At 55.7% G+C, this 19,538-nt stretch carries 21 protein-coding genes; 13 read left to right on the plus strand and 8 right to left on the minus strand.

Features of this window, described 5'->3' with window-relative positions:
- Entirely contained in the window at positions 1 to 903 is a 903-nt protein-coding gene (locus DSM25558_RS09305) for a branched-chain amino acid ABC transporter permease (RefSeq protein ID WP_077104040.1), read from the minus strand.
- A gap of 357 nt (positions 904 to 1,260) precedes the next feature.
- On the opposite strand from DSM25558_RS09305, the gene cysQ reads away from it, so the two are divergent.
- The 4 genes from cysQ to DSM25558_RS09325 all read left to right on the plus strand — a co-directional run bounded on the left by cysQ (position 1,261) and on the right by DSM25558_RS09325 (position 4,242).
- On the plus strand, positions 1,261 to 2,034 hold the full coding sequence (cysQ, locus tag DSM25558_RS09310) for a 3'(2'),5'-bisphosphate nucleotidase CysQ (RefSeq protein ID WP_077104042.1): 774 nt from the start codon (positions 1,261 to 1,263) through the stop codon (positions 2,032 to 2,034).
- 82 nt (positions 2,035 to 2,116) lie between these two features.
- Positions 2,117 to 3,157, plus strand: coding sequence for a DUF2793 domain-containing protein (locus tag DSM25558_RS09315; protein WP_077104044.1), 1,041 nt, complete (start codon positions 2,117 to 2,119; stop codon positions 3,155 to 3,157).
- A 324-nt stretch (positions 3,158 to 3,481) separates the two neighbouring features.
- On the plus strand, positions 3,482 to 3,757 hold the full coding sequence (locus DSM25558_RS09320) for a CtrA inhibitor SciP (protein WP_027675777.1): 276 nt from the start codon (positions 3,482 to 3,484) through the stop codon (positions 3,755 to 3,757).
- Positions 3,758 to 3,960: 203 nt separating this feature from the next.
- Positions 3,961 to 4,242 carry a GNAT family N-acetyltransferase gene (locus tag DSM25558_RS09325; protein ID WP_077104046.1) on the plus strand — a complete coding sequence of 94 codons (282 nt, stop codon included), beginning with the start codon at positions 3,961 to 3,963 and terminating at the stop codon, positions 4,240 to 4,242.
- Here DSM25558_RS09325 and DSM25558_RS09330 read toward each other — a convergent pair whose 3' ends face one another.
- Both DSM25558_RS09330 and DSM25558_RS09335 read right to left on the minus strand, forming a co-directional pair.
- Complete coding sequence (locus tag DSM25558_RS09330; protein ID WP_077104048.1) at positions 4,243 to 4,653, minus strand: GFA family protein; 411 nt, start codon at positions 4,651 to 4,653, stop codon at positions 4,243 to 4,245.
- 247 nt (positions 4,654 to 4,900) lie between these two features.
- A complete protein-coding gene (locus DSM25558_RS09335; protein WP_067644494.1) occupies positions 4,901 to 5,251 on the minus strand; it encodes a flagellar export protein FliJ in 351 nt (116 codons plus the stop codon).
- A gap of 442 nt (positions 5,252 to 5,693) precedes the next feature.
- Here DSM25558_RS09335 and ctrA point away from each other — a divergent pair, with 442 nt between their 5' ends.
- Complete coding sequence (ctrA, locus tag DSM25558_RS09340) at positions 5,694 to 6,398, plus strand: response regulator transcription factor CtrA (RefSeq protein WP_006314973.1); 705 nt, start codon at positions 5,694 to 5,696, stop codon at positions 6,396 to 6,398.
- A gap of 123 nt (positions 6,399 to 6,521) precedes the next feature.
- Entirely contained in the window at positions 6,522 to 7,031 is a 510-nt protein-coding gene (locus DSM25558_RS09345) for a GNAT family N-acetyltransferase (RefSeq protein WP_077104050.1), read from the plus strand.
- A gap of 59 nt (positions 7,032 to 7,090) precedes the next feature.
- On the opposite strand, the gene chpT is transcribed toward DSM25558_RS09345, so the two are convergent.
- Positions 7,091 to 7,741 carry a histidine phosphotransferase ChpT gene (gene chpT / locus DSM25558_RS09350; protein WP_077104052.1) on the minus strand — a complete coding sequence of 217 codons (651 nt, stop codon included), beginning with the start codon at positions 7,739 to 7,741 and terminating at the stop codon, positions 7,091 to 7,093.
- Positions 7,742 to 7,889: 148 nt separating this feature from the next.
- On the opposite strand from chpT, the gene DSM25558_RS09355 reads away from it, so the two are divergent.
- From DSM25558_RS09355 to DSM25558_RS09365, 3 genes are all read left to right on the plus strand, one after another.
- Complete coding sequence (locus DSM25558_RS09355; RefSeq protein ID WP_077104054.1) at positions 7,890 to 8,486, plus strand: DUF1134 domain-containing protein; 597 nt, start codon at positions 7,890 to 7,892, stop codon at positions 8,484 to 8,486.
- A gap of 162 nt (positions 8,487 to 8,648) precedes the next feature.
- Positions 8,649 to 9,746 (plus strand): coiled-coil domain-containing protein, encoded by a 1,098-nt coding sequence (locus tag DSM25558_RS09360; protein ID WP_077104200.1) that lies wholly within the window; start codon positions 8,649 to 8,651, stop codon positions 9,744 to 9,746.
- Between the two features lie 202 nt (positions 9,747 to 9,948).
- On the plus strand, positions 9,949 to 10,188 hold the full coding sequence (locus tag DSM25558_RS09365; protein ID WP_143240056.1) for a hypothetical protein: 240 nt from the start codon (positions 9,949 to 9,951) through the stop codon (positions 10,186 to 10,188).
- A 42-nt stretch (positions 10,189 to 10,230) separates the two neighbouring features.
- On the opposite strand, the gene DSM25558_RS09370 is transcribed toward DSM25558_RS09365, so the two are convergent.
- Positions 10,231 to 11,118, minus strand: a complete 888-nt coding sequence (locus tag DSM25558_RS09370; RefSeq protein WP_077104057.1) for a DMT family transporter — start codon at positions 11,116 to 11,118, stop codon at positions 10,231 to 10,233.
- Between the two features lie 219 nt (positions 11,119 to 11,337).
- On the opposite strand from DSM25558_RS09370, the gene DSM25558_RS09375 reads away from it, so the two are divergent.
- Positions 11,338 to 12,636, plus strand: coding sequence for an adenylosuccinate synthase (locus DSM25558_RS09375; protein WP_077104059.1), 1,299 nt, complete (start codon positions 11,338 to 11,340; stop codon positions 12,634 to 12,636).
- A 70-nt stretch (positions 12,637 to 12,706) separates the two neighbouring features.
- Entirely contained in the window at positions 12,707 to 14,950 is a 2,244-nt protein-coding gene (locus DSM25558_RS09380; RefSeq protein WP_077104061.1) for a hypothetical protein, read from the plus strand.
- A gap of 74 nt (positions 14,951 to 15,024) precedes the next feature.
- On the opposite strand, the gene rpoH is transcribed toward DSM25558_RS09380, so the two are convergent.
- From rpoH to DSM25558_RS09395, 3 genes are all read right to left on the minus strand, one after another.
- The gene (gene rpoH / locus DSM25558_RS09385; protein WP_077104062.1) at positions 15,025 to 15,927 is read right to left on the minus strand and encodes an RNA polymerase sigma factor RpoH; all 903 of its coding nucleotides are present in this window, start codon (positions 15,925 to 15,927) and stop codon (positions 15,025 to 15,027) included.
- Positions 15,928 to 16,109: 182 nt separating this feature from the next.
- Positions 16,110 to 16,892, minus strand: a complete 783-nt coding sequence (locus DSM25558_RS09390) for a class I SAM-dependent methyltransferase (protein ID WP_077104064.1) — start codon at positions 16,890 to 16,892, stop codon at positions 16,110 to 16,112.
- A gap of 290 nt (positions 16,893 to 17,182) precedes the next feature.
- Positions 17,183 to 18,205 carry an RluA family pseudouridine synthase gene (locus DSM25558_RS09395; RefSeq protein WP_077104066.1) on the minus strand — a complete coding sequence of 341 codons (1,023 nt, stop codon included), beginning with the start codon at positions 18,203 to 18,205 and terminating at the stop codon, positions 17,183 to 17,185.
- Positions 18,206 to 18,243: 38 nt separating this feature from the next.
- Between DSM25558_RS09395 and DSM25558_RS09400 the strand changes: the two genes are divergently transcribed.
- Both DSM25558_RS09400 and DSM25558_RS09405 read left to right on the plus strand, forming a co-directional pair.
- A complete protein-coding gene (locus DSM25558_RS09400; protein WP_077104068.1) occupies positions 18,244 to 18,627 on the plus strand; it encodes a hypothetical protein in 384 nt (127 codons plus the stop codon).
- Positions 18,617 to 19,450 carry a TrmH family RNA methyltransferase gene (locus DSM25558_RS09405; RefSeq protein ID WP_077104070.1) on the plus strand — a complete coding sequence of 278 codons (834 nt, stop codon included), beginning with the start codon at positions 18,617 to 18,619 and terminating at the stop codon, positions 19,448 to 19,450. Before DSM25558_RS09400 ends, DSM25558_RS09405 begins: the two co-directional genes overlap by 11 nt.
- Positions 19,451 to 19,538 lie beyond the last annotated feature (88 nt).

Genomic DNA, 19,538 nt, shown 5'->3' on the forward strand with positions numbered 1-19,538 from the left:
TTAAACCTTCTCGACTTCCGGACGGCCCAGAATACCAGTCGGCTTGAAAATCAGAACGAATGCAAGGATACCGAATGCGGCGACGTCCTTGTAAGCGATGGAGAAATAGGCAGACCAGAGGCTCTCGATGAGACCGATGAGCAAGCCACCCAGCACCGCACCCGGTAGCGAGCCAATGCCGCCAAGTACAGCCGCCGTGAACGCCTTGACGCCTGGAATGAAGCCATCGTTGAAGGACGCAACACCGTAATACATCAGGTACATCGTGCCAGCGACGGCAGCGAGTGCGGCACCCATGACGAAGGTGATCGAAATGGTGCGGTCAACATCCACACCCAGAAGGGCTGCCATCTTGCGATCCTGCTCGGTGGCGCGCTGCGCACGGCCAAGCGGCGTCTTGTTGACGATGTACCAGAAGGCGAGCAGCAGAACCGAGGTAATTGCCACGATGACGAGCTGCTTCAGCGAAATGGTAATGGCACCGAAATGATAGACGTCCGTGACAAGCGCCGGGATCGGCTTGTTGCGCGGGCCCTGCGTAACCTGAATGAAGTTGGACAATGCAATGGACATGCCGATGGCCGTGATCAACGGCGCGAGACGGAACGAGCCACGAAGCGGGCGATAGGCCACACGCTCGATTGCCCAGTTCCACAGACCGGTCATCAGCATCGCCACGACCATCATCACCAGAAGAAGAATGACGACTGGGATACCAGCGAAAAAGGAGGTGAGAATCAGAAAAACGATCAACGCCGCAAAGCCGCCAAGCATGAAAATATCGCCATGGGCGAAGTTGATCATGCCGACAATGCCATAAACCATCGTATAGCCAATAGCGATGAGTCCATAGATCGACCCAAGAGTCAGCCCGTTGATGAGCTGCTGGAAGAAGTACTCCATATTTTTCCCCCGGACCCATCCTCAAACGGAACAGGTCTCGTTTATGTTGCTTCCGGGGGCTGCATTTTTTGTCCCCCTTACCCAAAACCCATATCGCGTTCGGAAGAAATGTGAAGTCAAAAAGGAGTCATTTGTCTCAATATTTGAAATTTCCCCATGCAATGCTGCCTGACAGATCACAACGATCATATTTTCGGCACGAGGTGCCATAAAAAACGGCTTGGCTTCGGACCTATGAAGAGATTCGCCCGCTCTTGGGGATCATGAGCAACGATCCGATTGCGTTGTAAATCAAGCCATGAAAGCTTATGTCGTCTTTGCTGGGGGATACCTCTGGCAACCGACAAAGGGACGTCGATGCTCGAAATATTAATAGCGGCCACATTGAAAGCGGGCAAAGAGATCATGTCCGTGCATGCTGCCGGACCGCATGTTAGCTACAAGAACGATTGCTCACCCGTGACGGAAGCCGATCAGAGAGCCGAAGACGTCATACTGGACGCGCTTGCGCTACACTTTCCTCACATACCGGTCATCGCCGAAGAAGCTGCGGCCAACGGCATCGTCCCGAATGCCGGCGATGAGTTTTTCCTGGTCGATCCGCTGGATGGTACGAAGGAGTTCATTTCCGGAAAACAGGACTTCACCGTCAATATTGCGCTGGTTCGCGGTGGAGCGCCCGTGCTGGGCGTTGTCTACGCACCGGCGTTGAAAGTGCTGTGGACGGGAGACGGGAATGTCGCCTGCAAGGTTCAGATTTCCGATGAATTCGAGCAGACGGACGTGCGCAAAGTTCGGTGCCGCGCCAAGCCGACAATTCCCATTGCCGTCATCAGCCGCTCCCACTGCACACCCAAGACGGAAGCCTTCGTTGCCGCACATGGTTTGATCGACAGCATATCCATAGGCTCTTCCTTGAAGTTCTGCATGCTGGCCGAAGGCGCGGCAGACGTCTATCCGCGCTTCAGCCGCACCATGATGTGGGATACCGCAGCGGGCGATGCCGTTTTGAGAGCGGCAGGCGGCATAACATTGGATATGTCTGGCCTACCCCTGCGCTACGAGCTTGAGGATGGCGACGAAGACGGCCTTGCCAACCCGGACTTCATCGCCTGGGGTGCCGCACCTTGAAGCCGCTCAAAAAATAATTTCGCACTTTTCTCCACGGACGTTCCCGTGGCCACACAATCTCCAGCGCAACGGAGATTGAACCATGACGCAACAGACGACACGACTTGAACTGCCCTATATTCTGCCGTCCCAGGCACAGAAGCACGTTACCCACAACGAAGCCCTGCAACGGCTGGATGCGATCACGCAACTGGTCATCCACAGTGAGATCGGCGCACCTCCCGGCACGCCACAAGAAGGCGACTGCTTTCTGATTGCTGCTGCAGCTACCGGTGAATGGTCTGGTAAAACAGGGAAACTGGCATTCCGGCAGGATGATGCCTGGATCTACCTATCTCCGCGAGAAGGATGGCAGGCCTGGTTTGTGGAAAGCGGACGGGCACGGGCGCTGCAAAATGGGAGCTGGCGAGAGATTCCGCTGCCTGAAAGCGCCAGTTTCCAGCAGCTGGGTGTAAACGCCACCGCAGATGCGGCCAATCGACTGGCCGTATCGTCCGCAGCCAGCCTGTTCACCAACGCCTCGTCCGGCGGTGGACACCAGGTAAAGGTCAACAAGGCGACATCAGCCGATACCGCGTCGTTGCTGTTCCAGTCCGGCTGGAGCGGACGTGCGGAAATGGGTCTGGCCGGCAACGACAGCTTTTCGATCAAGACCACGGCAGATGGCGCAACGTGGACGACGGCGCTTTCGATCTCCGGTGCCGGGCAGGTCTCGATGCCCGCCCGCCCCCTCGTGCGCGCCGGTCGCGCGGCGGGCAACATTTCGCATGCGGCGGGGTCAGTCTCAGGCTTTACCGACCTCCCCGTCCAGCAAGGTGGATTTGCGCTCGGCAATGTCGTGACCGACACGCTGAAAGAACTGAGGGTCCCGGCAACCGGTATCTATGTCATGACGGTGTCGCTGGCTGTCGTCTCCTCTTCGGGACATACGGTAACGATCAGGATCAATGGCACGTCAAGCTCATTTGCCTTGAACGGCACCACATCCGCTGCCAACAGCCTGCAATCTGCAAGCTTCATAGTCCCGTTGACAGCGAACGACAGGATATCACTGGCACATGGCGGCACCTGCCAGCTTGCCTACGGCGCGCGAAAATCGGAAATCTCACTGATAATGCTCTAATCTGTCACGCTTGCCGTCACGAAAGCGGACGGCAAGCGGACTTTACTTTCGCGACAGCGTTGCAGCCAGAATAGAGCGGATTTTGCCAGGCTAACCACTGCCCGCAGATATGATGGAGTTCCGATATGACTTCATATCGCAGCCATCGACACAAAAAATAACAAAATGATTTTTTCTTTTTGGCACAAGAATCCAGCAAAGCTCGAACAAATCGGGCGAAACCATTCAAATTCTTAACAAATCCTCACAAGTTGCTTAGGTAATTTTTAAAGGTACCGCCCTAAAGTGCATCAGATATGGTCTTGAGTTTGTGTAGAGTGTCCAATGACCGAAATGATACGCCCACGAGTTAAATATGTCATCGGCCCCGATGGCAGCCCTCTGACGATTGCCGACTTGCCCCCTGCGGACACGCGCCGCTGGGTCATTCGTCGAAAGGCAGAGGTTGTCGCCGCGGTACGAGGAGGACTATTGAGCCTCGAGGAAGCCTGCGAACGTTATACGCTGACAGTGGAGGAGTTCCTCTCCTGGCAGTCTTCTATCAGTGACCACGGCCTTGCCGGTCTGCGCACCACGCGCATCCAGCAATACCGCCACTAAGTTTGCGCTTTCCCCAAAAAGGGAAATCAACGACAAAAATCAAGCGTCACCTTTCTCCAAGATGATGGGGAATGCGTGGCGCTGATTTGTTTGGGCTTGGTAAAAGCATGCTTGTCCGGTGTCCGCATCCTTCACAATCGACGGCATTTTCTTTTCCGATCAAGCCTGTAAACTCCGGGTCAGCGTCAACGGAGTTGAGAGACATGCAGATTTCCACATCCGAGACGGGGTCGAAGGGTCAGTACACGGCAACGCTCGATGGCCATGTCGGTGAAATGACCTATTCCCGCGCCTCTCCAAAACTGATCATCATCGACCACACCGGCGTTGCAAATGAACTGCGCGGAAAAGGTGTCGGCCAGGCGCTGGCGGCTCATGCCGTTGAGGAAGCTCGCAAAGGCGGTTGGAAAATTGTGCCGCTCTGCCCGTTTTTCAAGGCACAGGCGTTAAGACATGCAGAATGGGCTGACTTGATCTCGGGTTGATCAGAACCAGACATCGCCCACGGTACGCCCATCCATCGGCAAATCCTTGAAACTGTGAAGACCCTCGAAGCGCACGATCGGTATACCCGCGACATCAGAAGGTTCTGCGAGCCGAAGATTGACGGCCATCCTCACCCTGCCGTCCGCGTCGGCAGTCGTTCGCCGCCATGAAACCAGATTACCGCACGTCTTGCAGAAATCGAACGTCAGAACCTCCGATCCACGCCGATAGCTGACAAGTTGCCCATTGGGATCGTCCACGGAAATGCCGTGGCCTTCATAATCATAGGCCCAAAGGACACCGTAACGTCGGCATGCCGTGCAATTGCAGATCGTGGCATCCGCGAACTCACCGCGACATTCCCAATTGATTTGCCCGCAAAGGCAGGAACCGCGGATTAGTTTTGGCACATCGCCATCGATTTCCCGCCCCTGTTTCTTTCAGCATCCTGTAGCCGATCACCGGCTGCAAATCACGCCACAAAAAAACCGCCCGAAAAATCGAGCGGCTTTTGTCATTACAGAGAAAACGATTTTGCGCCGGGCAAATTCGAGTGATTTTGCTACCGACGACAGGACATGACGTCACGCCATTGAAAGCAGCCTCCTGATCCACTGGCCACCGTCAATGAGGACGTTTCGTTTCTTCTTTTATGTCTCAGGCGCGAGCACGAATCGCAACGTCGCGATTTTCCAGAGCAGTTGCTCTCTCGTACTCTGCTTGAACTTCTTCCAGAACCGTTTCTGCGGCTTCTTCCTGCATCTTCAGTTCACGAATGGAGACCTGAAGATTATCCGCGCGTTGGCGAGCGGCCTTCGCGAAGGTCGGATAGGCGAAATGCGTTGGATCTGTAATCCCTGATTTGCTCTCCTCCAGAGAAATCTGATGGACCAACTCCTTGGCCATTCGTTCGAATTCGGACATCATTGATTGCAATTGCTGCAATTGACGACGTTTTTCGTTGACCTGAAATTCCTTCAGGCGAACTAGGCTGTCACGCGACTTCATACGCAATACTCCGTGGATAGCGAGACCCCGGTCATAACTGGAACCGACCCTTCATTACGGCATGTGCCGGAATGATTCCGAAAAGTTACCCGACGTTAATAAAAAAATGGCGTCGTTAACCTTTCGTTTACGGGCATCGTTAATGATAAGGCAGATCATTTAAAGGTCGGTAAACGCCAAGTCCGAAAAAACGGGCACGACAATGTAAGAGTCGATTGAGTCACTTAGCGGGATTTGTTCACGTTATGATTCATGTTTGGTGATGCAGATTCGCGTTGAATAACAGTAGACTGGAGCCGGTATTTAATAAATTCTACACACCTTGCCAAAGGTAATTAGAATTTGTTAACCATTTGGTGGCAGCCTGCAAATCAGGCAACGACTGGATCCGCATCGCGCAAAGGGCAATCATTTACCTTCCGCGGCGGCAAAGGGGATAATTATGCGGGTTCTATTGATCGAAGACGACAGCGCAACAGCTCAGAGCATTGAGCTGATGTTGAAGTCTGAAAGTTTCAACGTCTATACGACCGACCTCGGTGAGGAAGGCGTGGACCTTGGAAAGCTCTACGATTACGACATCATTCTTCTCGACCTTAACCTCCCCGATATGTCGGGTTACGAGGTTCTGAGAACGCTTCGCCTGTCCAAGGTCAAGACACCTATCTTGATTCTCTCTGGCATGGCCGGCATCGAAGACAAGGTACGCGGACTGGGCTTCGGCGCAGACGACTATATGACAAAGCCGTTCCACAAGGACGAACTTGTCGCTCGCATTCACGCTATCGTACGCCGTTCCAAGGGCCACGCCCAATCGGTCATCTCGACTGGCGAACTGATCGTCAATCTGGATGCCAAGACGGTGGAAGTTGGCGGTCAGCGCGTTCACCTGACCGGCAAGGAATACCAGATGCTGGAGCTGCTTTCGCTCCGTAAAGGCACCACGCTCACCAAGGAAATGTTCCTCAACCACCTCTATGGCGGTATGGATGAGCCTGAACTGAAGATCATCGACGTTTTCATCTGCAAACTGCGCAAGAAGCTGGCAAATGCCGCAGGCGGCGCAAACTACATCGAAACCGTCTGGGGCCGTGGCTACGTTCTGCGCGAGCCCGATGGTGCGGCTGAATTCCTCGAAACAGCCTGATAGTCTCCCAAGCATGCCCGCAAACAAAAAAACCGCCCCTCATCCGGCGGTTTTTTTGTATTTTACCGACAAAAAATTCGCGGCTTATAGATCTGGCGAACGGAATTACGCGGAATAGCATCAATGTTTTTCAGAAATGCCATAGAATCAGACGCCTCAAGCCTTGCAGCCATTTCAATCGAGGTTTGGATCGGGACATATCTGCGCAACGGCGTAAACGGGTTTTTCGCCGATTATGCGCTGGCCGAGTTCACCGCTGCCAAGTTCGAAGCGATCCTTGCTGCTAATGCCGAACACGTCATCGTTTCGGAAAACGAGAACGGCATCGACGGCTTCATTCGTCTCTCCTTGGACAGTCCAGCACCGTTGCTTGGTTGCTCGTCCACGGAAATCAAAACACTCTATGTCCAGCCAAGACATCACGGAAAAGGCATTGGAAAAAATCTTTTAAATGAAGGCCTTCGGCAATGCGCGAAAATGGGAGTAGATGCGGTTTGGCTGACGGTGAATTCCGAAAATACGGCAGCGCTGGCGTTCTATTCGGCACTCGACTTCAAGAACATCGGCCAAACGCAATTTCGCATCGCGGATCAGGCTTATCTCAACGAGGTTCTACGGCGTCAGATCGTTTAAAGCAACGCAGAAACGGGCCGCCAAAGGCAGCCCGATTTACGACGTGCTTTTTTTTCGAATCAGGCAGCTTCTACGGTTTTCGCCGTAAACACGATACGGTCCTCGTGGACGACGTACTCGATTTTCATCCCGGCCTCCTGGGCCATCAGAAGCGTGTAATAAGGCTGAACGGAATGCGCATCGACGTCTTCCTCTTCCGTACCCTCGGATAATGCCACGAACTTCGCCGGCAGACGCATCATGCGACCCTTTACGGTGATTTCGAACTTGGCATCCGTTTCCGGATTTTCCACGGTCACATCAATGTTACCGCCGCGTGGAATGGCGCTATAGGCCACAAGAAACAGGTTGAGAAGCATTTTGACGCGGTTCTTGGGCACGATGGCGCGTGCACCGTTCCAGGTCACTTCGGCCTTTTTTTCAGCTGCGGCAAAGTCCTTGGCAGCCTTTTCGGCTTCGCCAGTGTCGATGGATGCACCGGCGGAACCGGACGCACCGAACGCAAGGCGGGCAAATTTCAGACGGACAGACGCGTTGACGGCCGAGGTGCGGATCAGATCAAGTGCATCCGCGTCGGAACCGCCCTCATCCAGAAGCTCCAATCCGTTGTTGATGGCACCCACGGGCGAGATCACATCGTGGCACACGCGACTGCACAGAAGAGCCGCCAGATCGGGGCCTGATAGAGTCAGGTTGGGTTTGCTCGTCATAGAATTCTCTCCTGCGCAAGGCTGCGCGGACCGTGTGGAAGTTATTAAGCCATAATGACACCATATTTGGTAAACCGATTGTTAATATCATGGTTTCAAAATGCCAAATGTCTTAACAGGGCAAAACGAACGAAACAGACGGACGGAATTGAAGATGCGACATACCGAACTCCGCACCATCGCACGCCTCGGACTGGTAAAGATTTTCGTGGTACTCGCGAGCCTTTGCGTGTCTGCCGCGCATGCCTCTGCCCAGAGCAGCGACCAATACTCCCTTCAGGAGATTGTCGACGCTGGACATGGATTTTTTGGTGAAACCACCGGTGGCCTGGCAAAGGTGGTGGAACGCGCCTTTCAGCAATACGGCCTGCCCAATGGTTATATTCTCGGTCAGGAAGGTTCCGGCGCATTCGTGGCCGGTCTGACCTATGGCGAAGGCCAGCTTTACACCAAGAATGCCGGCCAACATCCGGTTTTCTGGCAAGGTCCTTCGCTTGGCCTGGATTATGGTGGCCAGGGCACACGCGCCATGATGCTTGTTTATAATCTTCCCGCCGTCAACGCACTTTACCGCCGTTACGGTGGCGTATCCGGCTCGGCCTTTATCGTTGCAGGCGTTGGCATGACCGTGTTGAAAAACAGCGACGTCACCATTGCCCCAATCAGAACAGGCATCGGCGCACGTCTCGGCATCAATGTCGGTTATCTGAAGTTGACGCCGCAGCCGACATGGAATCCGTTCTGATTCGCAATTGCCTGATATTGGCGTAACATGGTGCTGGCTTTGTCTTGCAAGGATAAGGCCTGGCACAAGATTGGCGTGAAATAATTCGGGCCTGTTGAATAATCCGCGCAGCTGAGAACCGAATGAGTTCCAGCATAGCGTGTTCGAGTGGAGACAAGCCGCGTGATCGAGTACGCCCTTCTTTTTGGCCTGGGTTTCCTCTCTGCCATTCTGCTGGTTTCGCTGATGGCACCGGCCATTCACCGTCGCATCGTCGTCTACACGGAAAAGCGGCTGCGCGCGACGATACCGATCAGCCCGCAGGAAGTCAGGGCGCAAAAGGATATGGCGCGCGCGCTTTACGCTGCCGAAAATGCACGAACCCGGCAGGAACTGGATGCCGAGCGCGAAAAAGCGCTGTCGTTGAAATTCAGAAACGACACGGCGGTTACCGATTCCAGCAGGCTTTTGGCGGAAACCCGCGAGCTGAAATCGCAACTCGAAGCGATGACGCTTGAGGCGAACGAAGTTCGCGCCAAGTCACGCCGTCATGAAGACGCATCCGCCCGGTTAAAGGCGGCGCTGAACGATGCCGAAGAAACGGCACTTGCCCGCACCCAGGAAATTTCCAATCTGACCAAGCGCGTCAGCGCCATTTCCTGCGAGCTGGACGATCTGAAAATCACGCTATCTGCCCGCGACATAGAGGTCGAACAGGCCAAGCACAAAATGGCGACATGGCGCAAGGAACGTGAAGCCATCACCAAGGAACTGGAAGAGGCCGCTGCCAAGAACCGCGAAGCCGCAAACCATATGAGCCGAGAGAGCCGCAAGATAGCACGCCTGGAAGAGCAACTCGCCACCCAGGCAGCCCGCAATGCAGACAACGAAATGTTGCTGGAGCGTCGGGCTCAGGAAGTTGCGCGTCTCAAGCAACACCGTGCCAGCAATGCCACCGAAGACACTGCGACCACAGCGTCGCCCGCCATTCAGCTGGGCGCTGTCGCGATGACGCCCGACCGGATTGCCCGCGAGATTGAGGATATTCGCAACCAAGGCACGGCTTTGACCGAGCGACTTCTGAACGGCAAAGGCAATGGCAACGACGAGGCGATCCGCAAGGAAATCTCGCAGATTGCCGCACGGATGATCGCCCTGACGGCTGCTCAGGAAGGCGAAGCCTCTCCTCTGCCAGCGATGATTGCCAATACGTCCAGCGAAAATGGTCGCAAAAACCTGGCCATCCTAGCCAGGGAGGCTTTTGCCCAGCAGAAAAACTAGCGGCTTTCTGCGCATTTCGAAAAAAAATTGCGATAGATCGCATTAAAAATAAAGACCGATAAAATTGTAGCTATCGGCTTAAATCCCCTGAAAACACTGCCCTGTAATGTCGTGATCAATGGCCCGGACAAAAAATGCGGCCAAACAGGACAACGCGAAAAAGACCAGCACAAAGCTGGCTGACGCAAAACGGGGTATGACCATGATGAAGAAACTCTTTGCTGCCGCCATCTGCGGAGCCGTTATCGCCTCTATCTCCACCCACGCAGATGCAGCAGGCCCAGGCGGTTTCGCCCGTGGATTTGCAATTCTCGAACGCGATGCTGTCGCCTCCATCTCACCCTTGAGCAGCGCAGACAAGATCGACGTTTCACGACAGGATGCCATTGCGGCACTGGATCACTATTTCGGCGGCTTCGACCAGACGCGAGCCACGAAGTAAGCCACGACATTTAAAGTTCATGACTGACTTGCCGCCGTTTCCTCAAGGAAGCGGCGGTTTTTTTCTCTCAGCCACGGCAATGCCGCCCAGCGTCAAGAGCAGCGCGATGATCTGGTAGGGATGCAACGTTTCACCGAGAATGAGCACGGACAGAAACGTGCCGAAGACCGGAATGAGATTGATGAACAGCCCCGCGCGGTTGGGGCCGATGCGCTCCACACCCAGAATAAAGAATATCTGCGCCACGAGCGATGCGAACAGCGCCGTGTACACCGTGATCAACCAGCCTTTGGCATCCGGCCAGACAGCTGCGTCGCGCGAAACCTCCCACAACATCAGCGGTGTCGATGACATCAATGCCGCAATGGCAGGAAATGCCATCAGAGTTCGCCAGTTGACCTGCGGCTTCCAGCGCAGCATGACCGTGTAGATCGCGTAGGAAAGAACAGCGATCAACATGATGGCATCGCCGATATTCATATCGAGATGGATCAGCGACATCAGGTTGCCCTGTGAGGCAAGCAGCGCGATACCAGCCATCGTCAGCACAAAGCCGATGATCTGACCGACGGAAATACGTGTCCGGAAGAGCGCGAAGTTGAAGGCGAAAATGACCATCGGGATGCCAGCCTGAATGACCGCGACATTAATGGCCGATGTGTATCTCAGTGCCGTGTAGAGTGCGGCATTGAAACAGGTGTAACCCACGGCCCCCAGAAGCATGAAGTACGGCAGACGCTTTTTGACGACCGGCCAGTCCCGTACCAATTGCGGCAGCGAAATCGCAAGGATGATGCCAACCGCAAGCGTCCATCTGAGAAATGTCAGCACCATGGGACTGACATGGCCCACCGCCAGCTTTCCAGCCACGGCATTTCCGCCCCAGCACAGCGCGGCGATGATCAGAACGAGATACGCTTTGGATGACACGGAATTTTCGACTTTCAGATGAAGACCAGTCGCTTTTCTGCACCGCCGATTCTCGTTCTGCAAGCGCAGATGACGTCTGTTAAACAGCTAGCGATTTGAATTGTCCCGGAAAAACAAGGTTTCCGACCATAAACGGGGTCGCTTTCCGCAAAACAACGCAGTATATATCGCGCGTTTGAGTTAGGGGCGTCGATGACGCCATGAGCAGGAAAGCAAGAAATGACGAATGTCGTGGTGGTCGGCTCGCAGTGGGGCGATGAAGGCAAGGGTAAGATCGTTGATTGGCTCTCCGAGCGCGCAGACGTTGTCGTGCGCTACCAGGGTGGTCACAATGCAGGTCATACACTTGTTATCGATGGCGTCAGCTACAAGCTGTCGCTTTTGCCCTCCGGTGTGGTGCGCCCCGGCAAACTTGCCGTTATCGGCAACGGTGTCGTCGTGGACCCACATGCGCTGATCGCCGAAATCGGCCGTCTTGACGCCCAGGGCGTAAAGGTCACGCCTGAGAACCTGCGGATTGCTGATAACGCAACGCTCATTCTCTCCCTGCACCGCGAACTGGACGGCATGCGCGAAGATGCGGCCTCCAACAGCGGCACAAAGATCGGCACCACGCGCCGCGGCATCGGCCCTGCCTACGAAGACAAGGTCGGTCGTCGCGCCATCCGCGTCATGGATCTCGAAGACACCGAAGCGCTGTCGGCCAAGGTCGATCGCATCCTCACGCACCACAACGCGCTTCGCCGCGGTTTTGGTGCGGCTGAAGTCAGCCACGAAACGATCATGGAAGAACTGACCTCGGTTGCCGAGCGGATTCTGCCCTTCAGCGAAACCGTGTGGTTGCTGCTGGACAAGAAGCGCCGCGCAGGTGCCCGCATTCTGTTTGAAGGCGCGCAGGGCTCGCTGCTCGATATCGACCACGGCACTTACCCTTATGTGACGTCTTCCAACACCGTGGCAGGCCAGGCCGCAGCCGGTTCCGGCATGGGTCCGGGTTCCCTCGGCTACATTCTCGGCATCACCAAGGCTTACACCACACGCGTCGGCGAAGGCCCTTTCCCCACCGAACTGCACGATGAAGTCGGCCAGTTCCTGGGCGAAAAGGGTCACGAATTCGGCACCGTCACAGGCCGCAAGCGCCGCTGCGGCTGGTTCGATGCAGCACTGGTTCGCCAGTCGGTCGCAACCAACGGCATCATCGGCATCGCGCTGACCAAGCTCGACGTTCTGGATGGCCTGGAAGAGCTGAAAATCTGCGTCGGCTACAAGCTTGACGGGCAGGAAATCGATCACCTTCCCGCGAGCCAAGGCGCACAGGCCCGCGTCGAGCCTATCTACGTCACGCTTGAAGGTTGGAAAGAATCTACCGTCGGCGCCCGTAAATGGGCGGATTTGCCTGCTCAAGCTATCAAATATGTCCGTCAGGTCGAGGAATTGATCGGCGCACCAGTTGCGCTTCTTTCCACAAGCCCTGAGCGGGATGACACCATACTTGTGACTGATCCATTTGAAGACTAATGTCCTCGATGATCGAGTTTCATAACCCATATCGGGCCAGTACGTCGTTGGCCTCGACGAGAAAGTGCTTATGGCGGATTTTGTAGCAGTCATTCGCAAAGCCGTGGATGGCTTGGCGAACAATACTCCCGAAAACCGGGCTAAGGTGTACGACAAGGCGCGTAGCGCCGTCGTGCGCCAACTTGAAAACATGAAGCCGCGCCCGCCGGAAGAACTGTTAAAGCGGCAAATCCTTAAGCTGGACACGGCCATTGCTGAAGTCGAAGGCGAATATTCCGAGGCACTTCCGGCCCTGGATGACGAGCCTGACTACGTCGAGCCAGCCCCCGCACCGCTGGCCGTTCCCGTGCAGCCGGATGTCTCTTCACCCTATTATGAAGAGACGGTTGCCGACGAGCAGCGCCGATACGACGAAGACACTGTTGAACCGGAGCCTGTGCAAGCCGCACCGGTAGAAGAAGAGCATCAGCCACAATACGCGACCTATCACGACGAGCCGGAGGTTGCGGCCGAGCGATATGTCGAACCGGAGCCAGTCGCGCCCGAACCGGTCGAGGCGGACTACGCCTATGCGAACGCTGAACCGGAGCCGGAAACCCAGACATATTTCACGAGTGCCACGGAAGAGCGGCGCTATGCACCGGAGCCGGCTGTCGAGCCAGAGCCTGTCGCAGACGAGGAGCACGCCCACCAGCATTGGGTCGGACAGGACAATCCTGCCGATGACCACGCTCGCCCGACTGCTGAAGAGCTACACGAAGAACCGGTGCGCCATGCGGAAAACGATGTTTTCCACGAAAACGCAGCGTTGCCCTATAATGCCAGCTACTCGGCTCCGTCCCCCTATTATCAGGATGTGAATTCCGAACCGCAGCAGGATGAACATCGCAACGACGATGTCCATTTCGGTGAAGCACCGACCTTCTCCGACGACGAATACCGCAAGCCTGAGCCGAAGGCGGATGGGCCAAAGCAGACGCCAGCGGTTGTCGAGGACTACTCCACCTATTTCCAGGATACGGCACTTGATCTGCCGCCCAAAACCAGCCCCGGTCTTCCACGTGCCGACAATGATCCTTTCGCCCCGCAGCCGGGACAGAAGGATGACAAGGAGCGCACGCCTTGGGACGATCTGGAAGAACTGATCGGCTATGACGGCTCATCGAGCAACTCTGCCGGCAACACGGGCAGGAGCGATTACGATTCCGGTCTTTCTACAGACGGCATTCCGGCTGCTGCCTATCGGACGAAGAAGAAGCCGCGTCGCAACTACGCAGCGCTTGTGCTGTCGCTCTGCGGCGTCGTGTTGTTGGCTGGTGGCGCTTACGCGCTCTGGATCAACCGTGACACCCTGAATGACGTGGTCGGCGGCCTCGTACAGTCTGCAAAGAATGCAACGACGACCGCATCCGCCCCGTCGGGAACGACGTCCACCCCGGCGTCTGCACCTGCCACGACCACACCTGCACAAACGAATACCAATGGTCAGCCAACACCGACGCCGACGCAAACGGCTGCGGTAGATGACGGCTCGGTAACCGGCACGAAGTTTACCCAGCGTCTCCTGACTGATGGAACGGAAAAAGACGAAGGCGCTGGCCCAGGTGCCAACGGCCAGCCGGTAACGGCCGAGGGCCAGTCTGTCTACGTCCAAAACGAAGAGGCACCACCAGCAACCGCGCAGACCACGCCGCCGACAACGACGGCTGCGCCTGCTGGTCAAACGGCTCCGGCACAACAGCAGGCAGCGGCAGCTTCCGGCCACCGCATGTTCCTTTACGAAGAAGTTCTTGGCCAGACCGTACCGACAGCCATCGAGGGTACCGTTTCGTGGTCGCTACAGAATGAAGCGGATGCTGAAGGCAAGCCCTCGCCAACCGTTCAGGGTCAGATCACCATTCCCGGCCGTGGCCTCAGCGCCTTGATCACCTTCAAGCGCAACACTGACCCGTCCCTACCCGCCAGCCATCTGGTTGAGATCGTCTTTTCTGTGGGTGCCGGTTTTGAAGGCGGCGCAATCGACAGCGTTCAACGCATCGCAATGAAAAGCACTGAGCAGGATCGTGGCAACGCGCTCATCGCCGTTCCAGCGAAAATCACCGATGATTTCCACATGATCGCGCTGAATGATTTTCCGGATGCCTTGAAGACCAATCTCGAGCTGATGCGGACGCGTGACTGGATCGATATTCCGGTGTCCTATCGCAACGGCCGCCGCGCATTGCTGACCTTGCAAAAGGGTGCCGATGGCAAGCCTGCATTCGAGACGGCTTTGCGTGAGTGGAGCGCTGCCGCGCCCGCCACCGGTCAGTAATGATCGTATCAACTGAAACAAAAAGGCCCCGGATGACAACATCCGGGGCCTTTGTCATTTATAAATCAATACGCTTATGCGTCGACGACGCGCAGCGCCTTTGCAGCTTCAAGTGCGTCCTTCTGGACGGCTTCCTGAACCTTTTCAAAGGCGCGGACTTCGATCTGACGCACACGCTCGCGGCTGATGTCGAACTCGGTTGACAGGTCTTCCAACGTCACCGGATCTTCCGAAAGACGACGTGCTTCAAAAATGCGGCGTTCACGATCATTCAGAACACCCATGGCTCTGGAAAGCATGCGACGACGTGTTTCCAGCTCGTCCTGCTGAATGAGCACCGTTTCCTGGCTCTCGTGGTCATCCACAAGCCAATCCTGCCACTGCCCGGCCTCCCCTTCCGCAGCCTTGATCGGCGCGTTCAGCGAAGCGTCGCCATGCAGGCGGCGGTTCATGGAAATCACTTCTTCCTCGGACACCTGAAGCTTGGTGGCGATCTCCGTCACATGTTCAGGCTTCAGATCACCGTCTTCGATGGCCTGGATTTTGCCCTTCAAGCGACGAAGGTTGAAGAACAGCCGCTTCTGGTTTGCGGTCGTTCCCATTTTGACCAGTGACCAGGACCGCAGGATATATTCCTGGATCGAAGCTTTGATCCACCACATGGCGTATGTCGCAAGGCGGAAGCCACGCTCGGGGTCGAATTTCTTCACCGCCTGCATCAGGCCCACATTGCCCTCGGATACGACTTCGCCGATTGGCAGACCGTAACCGCGATATCCCATGGCGATTTTCGCCACGAGACGCAGATGGCTCGTCACCAACTTATGCGCTGCATCGCGGTCACCATGTTCGGCGTAACGCTTGCCGAGCATGTATTCCTCTTGCGGCTCCAACATTGGGAACTTGCGGATCTCATCGAGATATCGGTTAAGGCCGGCTTCACCGGCGGTAATTGAAGGCAAACTATTGCGGGCCATAAAGCACCCCCTTATCTATGTTCCAGGCTGGCTCCCTTCGCAGGCAAACCAAAATTGCGTGTCGAACTCCGACCCCGCACGAACCCACGTAACAAATATGTATTGGAAACTCACGTTTCAAGCGCTTGCGCTTCACACACGCGTTATAAAATTACCTGCCTGTTTGACCCTGTGAAAACAGCTCAGCGATAAATTCGTTCCGAAAAATTTGTGAGGCCAGATCGTAGCATCAGCTCATAGATCATCCGGCGTCCCATGGGGTTGTGCAGCCGCGTGACTTTCGAACCCAGGAACTCGGTTTCGACATGGTCGAAAGCCAGCAACTCCGGCGATCGAAGAACCACCCCTTCATAAAAATCATGGTACTCACGCCGACAAACATAGGTCTTGTATTTCGTCATACAGAACGCGCTGAAGCTGTCGCCTTTCTGGCGCAGAAAATCCGCGACACCAACGGTCACCTCCGGCCATTGCGGATTGAATGTATCATCGAACGCGATAACGCCATGGTCGGCCAGCACGTCCATCGCCAGTTTGCTGTCTGCCAGAACGTGATGCAGCATATGGCCGCCATCGATGCTGAAGAACCGAACCTTGCCGATTTTCTCCAGCACTTCATTGGGGTCGAGCCGCGTGCTGTCGCCCTTGATAACGAGGCTTTCATCGACCTTCAGGTCGAGCCGCCTGCCATTGTCGAGGAAGCGCTCATATTGGCGGCAGGTGCCATCCGCATCGTCAAGATCGAATAGGTCCACGGCAAGCACTTGGCCATCATTGCCCACGGCTTTGCGCAGGAGAAAATAAGAGCGCCCGTAAAATACGCCAATCTCGGCAACCCCTCCCTCAAACGATTTTTTTTGTTGCGCATGCAACAGTGAGGTGAAGACGAGGGCGTCTGGAGGATCAATATAACCTTCGATTTTTTGCAGATCATGAAAGATGAATTTTCGGTCATTGACGTTCATGGCGTTCAATCCCTGGTTTCTGCATGCTAGAGAGCAGGTTGCAAAATACATTTCAATCTTCGGTGGATTTTGTTGAGAGATATACTACCTTTAAAGAGGAGCTTTATTGCAGTGCGAAAAGGTAGGGCTAAATAAAGCAAAATTGAGACAGTATAATCATGCCGCTTATTTAAGTAATTATAATAAACTAAATTATGAGGGTAATTTGCTGCTTACGAGAATTTTGGCCAGCAAAAAACGCTCCGGGAAGCATCCGCTCCCGGAGTGACTGTGTCTGTATTTGGGCAGTTTCAGCCTCGCAGCGCTTGCGCCAGCTCTTCCATATCGTCAGGCATATCTGTTTCGAACTCCATCACTTCGCCTGTGCGTGGATGCTCAAACGCCAGTAGATAGGCATGCAAAGCCTGACGCGGGAAACGATTTACCACTGCTTTCGCCTCGTCCGGCAACAGATTGGCCTTGGTGCGGAACGCCGCACCATATTCCGGGTCCCCGATCAACGGGTGGCCGATATGGGCCATGTGGACGCGGATTTGATGGGTGCGCCCGGTCTCCAGACGGCATTCCACCAGCGAGGCAAGCGATGTCGCATCCTGCTTTTCGTGATAACGCTCGATCACCTCGTAATGGGTGATGGCCTCGCGCGCATCATCTGTGTCCTCTCGCTTGACGGCGCGCTTGGTGCGGTCGGCTCCCCGACCCAGTGCCGCATCGATCGTGCCGCGCAAGGTCTTGGGGCGACCCCAGACGATAGCCTTATAGGCACGCTCCAGCGGTCCGGTGCGGCCATGGTCGGCAAACTGTGCGGCAAGCTTGCGGTGGGCATTATCATTCTTGGCAACGACCATGACGCCGCTGGTTTCCTTATCCAACCGGTGAACGATGCCCGGGCGCTTGACGCCACCGATGCCGGACAGACTATCACCGCAATGGTGGATCAGCGCATTAACCAGCGTTCCGGTCCAGTTGCCAGCACCGGGATGCACAACCAGACCGGCTGGTTTGAGAAGCACGATGAGGTCTTCGTCCTCATATTCCACCTCCAGCGGAATATCCTCACCCTTGGGCTCCGGGTCTTCCGGCTCCGGCATGGTGATCTCGATGCGGTCGCCCGGATGCACCTTCTTTTTCGGCTCGGTGATTGGCTTTTCATTCAGAAAAACCGCGCCCTGTTCGATCAGCGCCTTGATGCGGCTGCGCGACAGATCACCGCCGACTTCAGCAGCCAGCCATGCGTCGAGGCGACCTTCGGCATCTTCCCCGGCAATCAGGACTTTCCTTGCGTCTCCGCCTTGTTTAAAGGGGTCGTTCATTCTTATTTCCGATCACTCAACAATATCCAAGGATCCCGATGACGCAGATCGAGCAAGCCGAACAGGACGACCAGCCGTTAGACCCGGCCATGGAAAAAGTTCGCCGCAAGATGATCCGGTTGCAGATCGTGTCGGGCTCCGTGATGTTTATCAGCCTTATGGCTGTCTTCGGTGCCGTTGTCTACAAGGCGGTCGGCCCATCCAAGACCGCGACCACCACGAATACCAGCGCGACCGTCCCCTCGGATGCGCCCGTTGCGGCAACAGCAAGCCTGCCGCAGGGCTTCACCATTGAAAACGTCTCGTTTGCCAGTGGCGATATGCTGTTCTATGGACGCCTGGCCAACGGTACACGCAAGGCGCTGGTGTTCAACGTTCAGGCTGGCCGTTTCGTCGCAGACATCACCATCGATGCCCGTTGATCTCGCATTCACCTCTATAACCGAGGCGGATGATCCGCGCATCGCCGCATTCCGCGATATTCGTGAACGCGACCTCACCGGCAGGCAGGGTCGCTTCATCGTGGAAGGCACTGTCGTGCTGCGCATGTTGGCCGCAGCCCACAAGGCGGGTGGCGATTTCGAGGCGGAGAGCATTCTCATCCTCGAAAACCGCTTGGCAGGCGTGGCGGATATCCTCAGCGAATTTCCATCCGATGTGCCGATCTATGTGGCGACGGCCTCGGTGCTGGATGCGATCGTCGGCTTCAACCTGCATCGCGGCATTCTGGCGCTTGGCAAACGCAAGAGCGACAAGGACATAGCGGCGACCATACAGCAACTGCCGCAATCCTCGCTCGTGCTCGTCGGCTGCGGTATTTCCAACCACGATAATCTCGGCTCGATGTTTCGCAATGCCGCGGCGTTTTATGCCGATGCAATGTTTATGGACGCCACCTGCTGCGACCCGCTTTACCGGAAGTCGTTGCGCGTTTCGGTCGGCTCTGTTCTGTCAGTCCCCTATCATCGCGGCGGCGGCGCGGTTGAGATGCTGGAAACTCTAGCAGCGGAGGGTTTCGACATCTGGAGCCTGTCTCCCGCAGGCACAAAGGAAATCCGTCAAATCACGGCTTCCAACCGCATGGCGCTCGTCATCGGTACTGAAGGAGATGGCTTGCCGCCCGACGTGCTTGCGCGCTTCCACACCGCCCGTATCGCCCAATCGCCTCAGCTCGACAGCCTCAATGCCGGCACGGCCTCAGGCTTGGCGCTTTACCAGATGGCAAGCGCTATCGGCCGCATCTGATCGTAAACGAAACCTTAATAGACCGCATTTGCATTAACCTTGTCTCAAAACCGACCGTTAACATTTACAATTTAGTAATGAGCGGAAC

Origin of the sequence: Agrobacterium sp. DSM 25558 (genome assembly GCF_900100825.1) — a bacterium.
Taxonomy (GTDB): Bacteria; Pseudomonadota; Alphaproteobacteria; order Rhizobiales; family Rhizobiaceae; genus Agrobacterium.

What these genes read in the sequence shown, in the direction of transcription:
- DSM25558_RS09305 (WP_077104040.1), bottom strand. Translation starts at nt 903, where the DNA reads ATGGAGTACTTCTTCCAGCAGCTCATCAACGGGCTGACTCTTGGGTCG.
- cysQ (WP_077104042.1), top strand. Translation starts at nt 1,261, where the DNA reads ATGCTCGAAATATTAATAGCGGCCACATTGAAAGCGGGCAAAGAGATC.
- DSM25558_RS09315 (WP_077104044.1), top strand. Translation starts at nt 2,117, where the DNA reads ATGACGCAACAGACGACACGACTTGAACTGCCCTATATTCTGCCGTCC.
- DSM25558_RS09320 (WP_027675777.1), top strand. Translation starts at nt 3,482, where the DNA reads ATGACCGAAATGATACGCCCACGAGTTAAATATGTCATCGGCCCCGAT.
- DSM25558_RS09325 (WP_077104046.1), top strand. Translation starts at nt 3,961, where the DNA reads ATGCAGATTTCCACATCCGAGACGGGGTCGAAGGGTCAGTACACGGCA.
- DSM25558_RS09335 (WP_067644494.1), bottom strand. Translation starts at nt 5,251, where the DNA reads ATGAAGTCGCGTGACAGCCTAGTTCGCCTGAAGGAATTTCAGGTCAAC.
- ctrA (WP_006314973.1), top strand. Translation starts at nt 5,694, where the DNA reads ATGCGGGTTCTATTGATCGAAGACGACAGCGCAACAGCTCAGAGCATT.
- DSM25558_RS09345 (WP_077104050.1), top strand. Translation starts at nt 6,522, where the DNA reads ATGTTTTTCAGAAATGCCATAGAATCAGACGCCTCAAGCCTTGCAGCC.
- chpT (WP_077104052.1), bottom strand. Translation starts at nt 7,741, where the DNA reads ATGACGAGCAAACCCAACCTGACTCTATCAGGCCCCGATCTGGCGGCT.
- DSM25558_RS09365 (WP_143240056.1), top strand. Translation starts at nt 9,949, where the DNA reads ATGATGAAGAAACTCTTTGCTGCCGCCATCTGCGGAGCCGTTATCGCC.
- DSM25558_RS09375 (WP_077104059.1), top strand. Translation starts at nt 11,338, where the DNA reads ATGACGAATGTCGTGGTGGTCGGCTCGCAGTGGGGCGATGAAGGCAAG.
- DSM25558_RS09380 (WP_077104061.1), top strand. Translation starts at nt 12,707, where the DNA reads ATGGCGGATTTTGTAGCAGTCATTCGCAAAGCCGTGGATGGCTTGGCG.
- rpoH (WP_077104062.1), bottom strand. Translation starts at nt 15,927, where the DNA reads ATGGCCCGCAATAGTTTGCCTTCAATTACCGCCGGTGAAGCCGGCCTT.
- DSM25558_RS09390 (WP_077104064.1), bottom strand. Translation starts at nt 16,892, where the DNA reads ATGAACGTCAATGACCGAAAATTCATCTTTCATGATCTGCAAAAAATC.
- DSM25558_RS09395 (WP_077104066.1), bottom strand. Translation starts at nt 18,205, where the DNA reads ATGAACGACCCCTTTAAACAAGGCGGAGACGCAAGGAAAGTCCTGATT.
- DSM25558_RS09400 (WP_077104068.1), top strand. Translation starts at nt 18,244, where the DNA reads ATGACGCAGATCGAGCAAGCCGAACAGGACGACCAGCCGTTAGACCCG.
- DSM25558_RS09405 (WP_077104070.1), top strand. Translation starts at nt 18,617, where the DNA reads ATGCCCGTTGATCTCGCATTCACCTCTATAACCGAGGCGGATGATCCG.